Raw genomic sequence first — 6,238 nt, 5'->3', positions numbered from 1 at the left:
AACTCGTCGATGAGTCTCTTCCGCGCTGTGAAGCAGCCAGATAAGCGATTCCGTGCGGCCGCACAAAAATCATTGCCGTGCGTACATGGTCGCTAACGCTCTGGAGCAGGATTTGGGCGAGCGGGCGATGCTCGTAGGCTGGCGTGCTGACAACACTGCTGGCCATGGAGGTCAAGTATATCCGAGCCTGAGGCTCTGGTAGTCCGACTGGCATTGGCGATTGCCTGCTCAGTGTGCCAACGACCTCAGCCGGTCCTCCAATCGGGAGCGTGTCCGGACTGCGGCACGCCGCTTGATCCTGATGCCGTTGCTGTCGTACGTGGCGCGATTCGGCGACGCCGAGATGCCTTCCGGCGTCGGCTACAGCAGATGGAGAAGCGGATGCGCTCTCTGAGCGATCCTCCACTCGAATTCCAGCTGCGGGGTGTACCCCAGGGTCCCGGCAAAGTCGGCTGAGGTGGTCGAGGCGGCGACACGCCGAGGCCCTGCGGGTAGCGGTGCGGGCACGACTCCCGCGTTGATCATGGCGGTTCCTGTGCCAGCCTTGATCACCTGAAGAGGGTCATGCCCGCGCCCGCAACGGCACAGGCCAGCCCGACGGCCCGGCGCGGCACCCGCTGGCCGTGATCGACCATGACGCCCGGGTCGTGTTGGGGCAGGTCGCGGTGGACGGCAAGACCAGCGAGATGCACCGCTTCGCGCCGCTGCTGGACGGACTCGAGCTTCGCGAGGTCGTGGTCACCGCCGATGCGCTGCACACCCAACGAGCCCACGTCGACTACCTCGCCGCGCGGGGCGCGCACTGGGTGCTCACCGTGAAAGGCAACCAGCCCAACCTGCGCCTACAGCTCTCCGGCATGCCCTGGCGGGCGGTTGAGGTCGGGCACCGTTCCGCCGAGCGCGGCCACGGCCGGCGCGAGATCCGCACTCTCAAGGTGATCACCATCGCCGCCGGCATCCTGTTTCCACACGCCGCCCAGGCCATCTGACTCGTTCGGCGTCGCCGGACGCTGACCAGCGGGAACTGGCATACCGAGACCGTCTACGCGATCACCGACCTGCGTCCGCACCAAGCCCGACCCGAACAACTCGCGGGCTGGATCCGCGGACATTGGCAGATCGAGAACTCGCTCCACTGGGTTCGCGACGTCACCTACGCCGAGGACACCTCCCAGGTCCGCACCGGCCACGCACCCCAGGTCATGGCCTGTCTGCGTAACTTCGCGATCAGCGCCCACCGTCTCGCCGGCGCCCACAACATCGCCGCCGCCCTACGGCACTGAGGCCGTAACGCCGACCGAGCACTCGTCATTCTCAAGATCGTCCGTTGACGACTTTGCCGAGGCCCTGGCTTGCGGGTGGGACGTCAACGGCTCCTCGTTGCAGTCCGCACCCGTCACCCCGCTCACCCCCCGCGCTGGTCGAGGCGTTGGCCGATGCCACCCATGAGGCATTGACAAACGTCGCCAAACACGCCGGCGTCATCGAGGCCACCCTGTGGGCGGACGTTTCCCCGACCCGCGTCACCGTGAGCGTCCTCGACCACGGCTGGGGCTTCGACCCCGCCATAGCCACCGCCGGCCTCGGCCTGCCCCAATCGATCAGGGCCAGAATCGAGGCGGCCAGCGGAGCCGTGGCCATCGACTCCGCTCCCGGTGCCGGCACCTACGTAGAACTGGCCATCCCGCTACCAGATACTCACGCCGCCGCCCCTGGTCATGTGTCGTGAGTAGAAAGTAGTGCTATAGCACGTAAAAGTACTCACGACCGTTGACCTGCAAAGGCGTCGTCGATGACTGCGAGGGTCTTGCCCACGTAAGTCTAGCTATGTAGAGTTCTGCCCCATGGCACGGCGAAGCTCTCCGCAAACCCGGCTTGTCTTCCAGGCGCTGCACGGCGACGCATGGCGTCACGGCTATGACATCGCGCGGGAAACTGGCCTGGCGCCAGGCACGCTGTATCCGATTCTCGGCAGGCTGACCGACAGGGGACTGCTGGAAAGCCGGTGGGAGGACGATCCGCCCGTCGGGCGCCCGCGCCGGCACCTGTACCGGCTCAGCCCACTCGGCACGGCGCACGCAGAAGCCCTTGCGCGGGAACCGGTTCCCTCGTCCGAGTCGGCCATGCGCAGGCCCCGGCTCGCGGACGGGCGCACATGAGCGGGGAGCGCCTCGCCCGCGTGTGCGGGATGGGGGTGCGGTTCCTACCCGCAACGCGGCAGGAACTCGGCAGGGCGATGCTCGCCGAGGCGGCGGCCATCGAACCCGGCCCGATTCGGCGAACCTGGCTGCGCAGCGCCGGTTGGTTCATCGGGAAGGAAATCATGCTGGTCTGGCTCAGAATGTTCGCCATCGCCTTCAGTGTGCTGTTTATTCTCTGGATCGTCTACAACGGGATCGAGTCCGGTTTCGCGGGGACAATGCCGGAAAAGGTCTCCTATGTCGGCCTGGTCGTACTGCTCACCATCAACATCATCCTGTTGTCCCGCCGCCGCCGCCAAGGGTAGGTCATGGCCGAACGCCGACGAAAATTCGTCAGACGATTTCTCAAAGTTCTCGCGGTACTGGCCGCCGTGGTCGTAATCGGAATTTCGACCGTGCTCGGCTTACTGTGGGGTGAGCATCGAAGCGATCTCACCCTACCCGCGCCAACCGGCCCGTTCGCGGTTGCGCGCACCAGCTACGACTGGGTGGATCAGTCGCGGACCGACGGCTTCGCACCCGATCCGAGTCAGAAGCGCGAACTCGTGGTGTGGATCTGGTATCCGGCCGATCCCGCAACGGGATCCGGCCCTGCCGACTACATGCCGACGCCATGGCGAACCGCCCTCGCGAACTATCAGGGGCCGCTGAACTCCACGTTCCTGTCGCGGGATCCCGCAGTGGTGCATACGCACAGCATCGCCGACGCGCGCGTCGCGACGGATCAGCCGACCTTTCCGGTTGTCCTACTGCGATCCGGAGTGGGCGCACTGGCCACCGAATACACCACGTTCGCGGAAGACCTTGCCAGCCATGGTTATGTCGTGGTGGGAATGGACACACCGTACAGCACCAGCGTCATGGTTATGGCCGACGGTAGGGTGGTGACCAAGACGGATATGGGAAACCCGGGCGATGCGGATATCACGGCGGAGGAGCAGAATCGGCGGGCCGACGCGCTCATCCCGGTGTGGACCGCCGACAGCCGCTTCGTGCTGGATCAGTTGGAAAGGCTCAACGATCAGGATCCGTCCGGACGATTCACCCACCGGCTCAACACAAAGGCGGTCGGCGCGGTCGGGCATTCCTTTGGTGGCGCGACGGCGGCGCAGTTCTGCCACGATGACGCCAGGTGCGCTGCGGGGATCGATCTCGACGGCGCCCCGCACGGCCCTGTCGTCCATGACGGTCTGCACCGTCCCTTCCTGTTCCTCACAGCCGATCACGGCGACAAACTGGGCGACGTCGACCGTGCCATCCGCGCCGATATCCAGTCCATTTACGGTGGCCTGCCCCAGGATGGGCGATTCTGGATGGCGGTCAAGGGAACCGGCCATTTCAACTTCAGCGATCAGTCCCTGATCAAGGACGGGACGCTGTCGAAGCTGTTGGGGGCCACCGGATCCATTGATCAGCGCAGGGGACTGGCCGTGATGGCGGGCTGTATCCAACAGTTCTTCGATCACTACCTCAAGGCGGACCCGGCCGACTTCTCCGCAACCGTGTCCCGGCTCTATCCCGAGGCGCGGGCCGACGGATAGGCCTGTGGGGTGCCAGAAGTCGGCCACGTAGTCTGGCCTGCGGTTGGGCGGCTGCGGGTTCGTACTCGTTGATCGGTCCGTCAAAGGCTGGTCGGCGTCGTCGTCCTTGGCTGCGGAGATCGACCGAGAGGCACCAGTCACCCACTGAGCCGGACGGAGATCAGGTACAGCAGTCGTAACGCCACACCTCACGATCAGGCCCTGAGCCCAGGAGGTTCGATCGTCGCAGCTCGGCATCCCTGTGCAGAGCTCTGGCACCCCAGAGGCGGCGGGTGACTCCGGCTCCGGCGCGGCCGCCCGCCGCCCTTCTGCCTTACCACGACGAGCGACGCCTGATCAGCACACGGCCACGTTGGGCAATAAGTGCAGGTCAGCGCTTCGGCAACAGCAATCGGCCGGTTGACGCTCACACCTGGTAGGTGTCTTCGAGCGTCAACCGACCGGTTGTTGATGTTGCCCATGTTTTGTGTGCCCCCGGCAGGGCTCGAGCCTGCGCACGGCGTTTCCAGCCGCTGCGCAGACTGTGGGGAGCACGGTGGGGAGCGGATTGGGAGCAATCCTGTGCGCTGAACGGCGCTGAAATGTATTCAATGGCATTGAACGGACCCACGCTGACCTGCTGAAGTCTTGTTTGTACAGGTCAGCGCGGGTTTCCGCACATAGTTGACACGGTAGGGGGCACTGGTTCGATCTCAGGACCATCCAGCAACAGATTTTCGCAGGTCAGAAGTCCATCGTTGATCCTTGGCGGTGGACTGCACTTCTCATGTCAGAGCGCTGTGGGAGCAAACGCCCTTGACCGCAGTTCTCTTGCCGAAGGGGTGAGCTACAGGTCGGGTCAGCCTGTCGGTTGAACCGCGCCCTACCGGGTGGATCTGCGTGGTCGCTCGTCCTGGACTTGCAGTCGTGAACTGACCATCGCCAGCGACTGCACAGGGCATCACCGCAGGAGACGCGCCCCGCGGTGCTACGGGTTCAGGCTTCGCGCTCTCGCTGGTCGGTCACCTTCCATCTGCGCTCCATCACCAACGGCACACAAGCCTCGATGACCAACGGTTTCTCGCCAAACCGTGTGCTACCTGAACGGGCCAGACCAACCAACGGGTCGCCATTCGAATCCGTGGGCTTCCTGGCCGGCTCTGCCCGGTGGCTCGAACGCCCACAAGAGTCCAGTTGGCTGGCTCGTTGCTGAACTCACGCCGTAGAGGTACGTGATCGCCGGCGGGCCGCCGCCTTCAACGACGTAGTTGCCCAGCGATCCGGGCGAGTTGAGCACCCGGCATGGGCCGTGGCGAGGTCCTCTTGGCTGATGCCGTCGCCGTGGGCGGGATCGAGGGGTTCGGGTTCGAGGGCGGCGGCGAGTTCGGCGTCGGTGGCGGTGGCCTGGCAGTGTTGGAGGTTCCAGTGGGCGAGCAGTTCGGTGCGTTCCAGGAATTCGGGCAGGATGTGGCGGGCGGCGTCTTCGGCGAAGGCTAGGGCCAGGGCTGGGGCGTCCAGGTGCCAACTGATGAATGCGCCACTGGGGTGGACGGCGATGTGGTGGCTGAGGGGAAAGGGAAAACCTGCATGGACACCAGCGGAACGGGCCTGCCGGCCGACGCGATGACCCGGCTCAACGAGCTCAAGCCAGGCGAGCCCGGCTCGATCTTCACCTCGGACCTGTCCGTGAACGAGTTCCTGCTCGTCCGGCAGGCCGGGTTTCGGCCACTGGGCATGGTGCTGGGCACCTCGATCTATCACGTCGGCATGCAGTTGGGGCGCTGGGGCAAGAACCAGGAGCTGGACACGCTGTCCCAGGCGATGTACCACGCCAGGGAGCTCGCGATGACCAGGATGGAGGCCGAGGCGGACGTGCTCGGCGCGGATGGCATCGTGGCGGTGCGGCTGCGGGTGGAGCTCAAGGAGTGGGGTTCGGACATCGCCGAGTTCATCGCGATCGGCACCGCGGTGAAGTCGGAGACCGGCGGCAACTGGCGCAACGACCGCGACCAGCCGTTCACCTCGGACCTGTCCGGGCAGGACTTCTGGACGCTGTTGCAAACCGGCTACATGCCGCTGGGCATGGTGATGGGCACGTGCGTCTACCACGTCGCGCACCGCTCGTTCGGCAACGTGCTGTCCAATCTCGGCCGCAACACCGAGCTGCCGCAGTTCACCCAGGCGCTCTACGAGGCCCGCGAGCTGGCCATGGAGCGCATGCAGAAGGAGGCCGAGGCGCTGCACGCGGAGGGCATCGTCGGCGTGGAACTCTCGCAGCACAACCACACCTGGGGCGGACACACCACGGAGTTCTTCGCCATCGGCACGGCGGTCCGCCCGATCCGCGACGACCACACCATCCCGCAGCCGCAACTCGTGCTCGGCCTGGACGACTAGGCACGGTCCCGTGGACCCGGTGCCGCGCAACGGATCTGGGCCCACGGGACACGGCCTAACAGGCCGCCGGCGGCTTCCGGACGATCGAGGTCGACTCGTACCCCGACTCGGATCGGGCGC

General features: G+C 65.6%; 6 protein-coding genes and 1 pseudogene. All 7 read left to right on the top strand.

Annotation, left to right across the window (positions count from 1 at the left end):
* Positions 1-614 precede the first annotated feature (614 nt).
* Positions 615-1,283: pseudogene (locus F0L68_RS43720) on the top strand (ISAs1 family transposase); the annotation flags it as partial.
* A gap of 44 nt (positions 1,284-1,327) precedes the next feature.
* Positions 1,328-1,729, top strand: coding sequence for a sensor histidine kinase (locus F0L68_RS27910; RefSeq protein ID WP_368732282.1), 402 nt, complete (start codon positions 1,328-1,330; stop codon positions 1,727-1,729).
* Positions 1,730-1,844: 115 nt separating this feature from the next.
* Complete coding sequence (locus tag F0L68_RS27905; protein WP_149852790.1) at positions 1,845-2,159, top strand: PadR family transcriptional regulator; 315 nt, start codon at positions 1,845-1,847, stop codon at positions 2,157-2,159.
* A complete protein-coding gene (locus F0L68_RS27900) occupies positions 2,156-2,506 on the top strand; it encodes a hypothetical protein (RefSeq protein WP_149852789.1) in 351 nt (116 codons plus the stop codon). Before F0L68_RS27905 ends, F0L68_RS27900 begins: the two co-directional genes overlap by 4 nt.
* A gap of 3 nt (positions 2,507-2,509) precedes the next feature.
* On the top strand, positions 2,510-3,742 hold the full coding sequence (locus F0L68_RS27895) for an alpha/beta hydrolase family protein (protein WP_149852788.1): 1,233 nt from the start codon (positions 2,510-2,512) through the stop codon (positions 3,740-3,742).
* Between the two features lie 1,281 nt (positions 3,743-5,023).
* Positions 5,024-5,218, top strand: coding sequence for a hypothetical protein (locus F0L68_RS27890; protein WP_149852787.1), 195 nt, complete (start codon positions 5,024-5,026; stop codon positions 5,216-5,218).
* Between the two features lie 90 nt (positions 5,219-5,308).
* Positions 5,309-6,118: a heavy metal-binding domain-containing protein gene (locus F0L68_RS27885; protein ID WP_223199185.1), complete on the top strand. Its 810-nt coding sequence runs from the start codon at positions 5,309-5,311 to the stop codon at positions 6,116-6,118.
* Positions 6,119-6,238: the final 120 nt, after the last annotated feature.

This window comes from Solihabitans fulvus (assembly GCF_008386585.1).
In the GTDB taxonomy this organism is placed as follows: Bacteria; Actinomycetota; Actinomycetes; order Mycobacteriales; family Pseudonocardiaceae; genus Solihabitans; species Solihabitans fulvus.
The sequence above is the reverse complement of the archived record's forward strand: the minus strand, read 5'-3'. Positions and strand labels throughout refer to the sequence as shown.

Bases quoted from the DNA above. Each gene is read 5' to 3' on its own strand.
- F0L68_RS27905 (WP_149852790.1), top strand. From the start codon at position 1,845: ATGGCACGGCGAAGCTCTCCGCAAACCCGGCTTGTCTTCCAGGCGCTG.
- F0L68_RS27900 (WP_149852789.1), top strand. From the start codon at position 2,156: ATGAGCGGGGAGCGCCTCGCCCGCGTGTGCGGGATGGGGGTGCGGTTC.
- F0L68_RS27895 (WP_149852788.1), top strand. From the start codon at position 2,510: ATGGCCGAACGCCGACGAAAATTCGTCAGACGATTTCTCAAAGTTCTC.
- F0L68_RS27890 (WP_149852787.1), top strand. From the start codon at position 5,024: ATGGGCCGTGGCGAGGTCCTCTTGGCTGATGCCGTCGCCGTGGGCGGG.
- F0L68_RS27885 (WP_223199185.1), top strand. From the start codon at position 5,309: ATGGACACCAGCGGAACGGGCCTGCCGGCCGACGCGATGACCCGGCTC.